The sequence below is a fragment of the Gracilibacillus oryzae genome, assembly GCF_009498735.1.
In the GTDB taxonomy this organism is placed as follows: domain Bacteria; phylum Bacillota; class Bacilli; order Bacillales; family Amphibacillaceae; genus Gracilibacillus; species Gracilibacillus oryzae.
In genome coordinates, this window is sequence record NZ_ML762459.1 from 25852 (window position 1) to 28549 (window position 2698).

A 2698-nucleotide genomic window follows, 5' to 3' on the forward strand; every position below is an offset into this window, starting at 1 on the left:
AATGCTTCCGGAATTATTGTTGGAAGAGCAGTAGGAAGCGGTAATAGTTTGTTATATAAACGGGCATTTTCCTTCTCATTTAGCTGGGGTTTTGGCTCGGGTTTGTTTCTGTCTCTAGTCATATTTCTGTTTGGCAGTGAATTGGTGGGCCTTTTTACAGGGATAGGGGAAGTAAAGGAGTCAGCAATCATGCTATTAAGCTGGTTAGCTATTTTTCCTTTAGTCAGTTTTTGGGGCCTTCAGTTGGAAGGAATTTTTTCAGGTGCTACAGAGGCTGGCTATATTAGAAATGCCATTCTGTTTGCTTTGATTATTTTTGTCGCGGTCATTTATTATTTTGTTCCAGTTCTTCGTGCTCATGGTATCTGGTTTGCCTTTATCCTGTTTTCACTGGGAAGATCGATATTCTTGTCCCTTTATATTAAATCACTGTATAAAAAGAAGATGGAACCTTTCATTCAGTTAGAAAATCAAATAGTATGAAAGGTTTCATCATTGTAGTTGTTAAATATATCTGTTACCCCCATAATATCTAGTATTTCGAAGGTTCTCTTAGTAGTAATAAGGGAGATACTGAGAGACCTTTTTTTCATCTCTTCCATAAATGTTACAATACTTTTAATTCCGCTCGTATCAAAAAAATGTAAATCCAGTAAATCAATATAAAGTTTATCTACTTCTAACCAATGTGGTTTGTTCTCTTGGATAAAGTGATCCAGTTGACTTGCTGTTACTAAATCTAACTGACCTTCCAGTTTTAATGTGAGGGTTTGTTTATCTATCATTTCAATAACATAAATCTCTGAATCTTTTTTATTTTGAAAGTGGTTAATAAAGTGATCTAATTGTTGACTATGTGATACAGTAACTTGTGAGGTTAGCGGAGTATTTTTTGCACTTTCAAACAATTCATCTTTTTTCCGTTGATAGGATTCTGACAAAGAAAAAAACATGTTTGTTGGCTCCTTTAATTATTTCGAATTTGAAATATTATACGAATTAAATGGTACTAAAAATGTAAGGAATTAGCAAGAGGAAATTTCAAATTATTTGAAAATAATAGAAATAAAGTAATTACTATCTAAAACAATTTTATGTAAAATTAATAGGAATAATTACATAGATGATTTTTTATGGATTATGTCTAATCATGTTATTTAAATTATGTATCTTTGTATACATTTATACTATAAACCATTGTCTATTACAATGGGTAAGCGCTAAATAAATTAATTTGTATCCATACGAGACTCGAATATTGTACAATAGTTTTAAAATAGATGAAAAAGCAATAATCGAAAAGTATAATATACATAGATCAAAAGACTTATCTATGACTGTTAACAAAAAAAGAATAAGTTAATGATAGTAATTTTAAAAGAATGGAGTGATCATCGTGACAATGTACCGGCATTATAAAGGTGGATTGTATGAATTTTTATTCGTTGCAACACACAGTGAAACGGAAGAGCAGCTTGTTATTTACAAAAATGAAGAACAACGTGTATTTGCACGTCCTTATGAAATGTTCTTTGAAAAAGTAGCTGTAAATGGAGAAGAAGTTCCGAGATTCAGAAAAGTGCAGGAATGAAGAAATATTTAGAGGGAAAAGGTTCTGTTTATTTCCCCTTTTCCCTTTATACAACACGAGAGTATTATGTTTTTTTGCTTTGCAATTAAATTAAAAGTTCAATATTCGCAGCATTTCGAAGTTCTTCAATTTTTGGTTGTAGTTGTTCCTGCTGCTTTTGTTGAGAAAGAGCTTGTTTTATTTGTTCTTCTACTTCACTGAGTTCGCCTATTTCTTGTTCAGAATTAGCAACAAGATCGTCATAATATGCTTGAACTTCCTCATCTGTTACTTCTGTATCCAATTGGGTTTCAATATACTTAGTTCTAATCATATCTTTGGCTAGCTGTTGCTGAAAACTTTCTTCTGTAAATCCAGATGCCTCCAAGGCAGTGGCATAATCTTCTCCATACTGTTCTTTCAATGATTCGATCTCTGAAGTTACTTCTTCATCTGTTACCTGGATGCCCTGTTCTTCCGCTTCTTGAATAATCAGTCTTTGCGTGACAAGTTCATTTAACACTTGTTCTTTTACTGCTTCTGTATCACTTGTGTCTTGACCGTACTGAGATAAGAAATTGACTACTTGTGGATAGAGACGATTATATTCTTTCCCAATTATTTCTTCCCCATTAACTTCAGCGACTGGAGTATCAGGATCAACTTCATCAAATTGAGCAGCTTGCCCTGCATCAGAATTTTGTTCAGTTTGCTCATTCTCTTCACTAGTGTCTTGATTTTCTTCTCCATTACAGGCAACCAGAACAAATGCAATTCCGATAGATGTCAGGAATAATAATATTTTTTTCATGAAAATACCTCCTCTTTCCATTGTATCCCCATTCAAACATGAATATGAACTTGTTTCAACTGTTATGTAATATGGAGAATCGGCTTAGGTATTGATATAATAAGCTATACATATATTTTTTACATTTGGTTATCAATTATTCTTCAATTTACACAGTTTCACCGCATTTTATACGTGAGAAGCGGACGCGCAAACCAACGAAGAGATTCACTGCTTATCATTTGGTGACTTTTTGAACCTCCTCTATTAGTAAGAGTTCAAAAGCCTGCAAATTAGAAGCAAGAAGGTCGAGGCGGTGCAGTGAGGAGCATCGGAAC

Annotated in this window: 4 protein-coding genes; 2 read left to right on the forward strand and 2 right to left on the reverse strand. The window is 33.3% G+C overall.

Annotation, left to right across the window (positions count from 1 at the left end; translation table 11 throughout):
- Window positions 1–483, forward strand: a 483-nt coding sequence (locus F9U64_RS23280; RefSeq protein WP_266095271.1) for an MATE family efflux transporter, incomplete at its 5' end; no start/stop codon positions are given.
- Here F9U64_RS23280 and F9U64_RS21800 read toward each other — a convergent pair.
- The gene (locus tag F9U64_RS21800; protein ID WP_153407008.1) at window positions 471–953 is read right to left on the reverse strand and encodes an STAS domain-containing protein; all 483 of its coding nucleotides are present in this window, start codon (window positions 951–953) and stop codon (window positions 471–473) included. The two genes, F9U64_RS23280 and F9U64_RS21800, sit on opposite strands and share 13 nt — an antisense overlap.
- Before the next feature lie 449 nt (window positions 954–1402).
- Between F9U64_RS21800 and F9U64_RS21805 the strand changes: the two genes are divergently transcribed.
- Complete coding sequence (locus F9U64_RS21805) at window positions 1403–1591, forward strand: DUF1653 domain-containing protein (protein ID WP_228275847.1); 189 nt, start codon at window positions 1403–1405, stop codon at window positions 1589–1591.
- Window positions 1592–1676: 85 nt separating this feature from the next.
- On the opposite strand, the gene F9U64_RS21810 is transcribed toward F9U64_RS21805, so the two are convergent.
- Window positions 1677–2381, reverse strand: a complete 705-nt coding sequence (locus F9U64_RS21810; RefSeq protein ID WP_194287469.1) for a SurA N-terminal domain-containing protein — start codon at window positions 2379–2381, stop codon at window positions 1677–1679.
- Window positions 2382–2698: the final 317 nt, after the last annotated feature.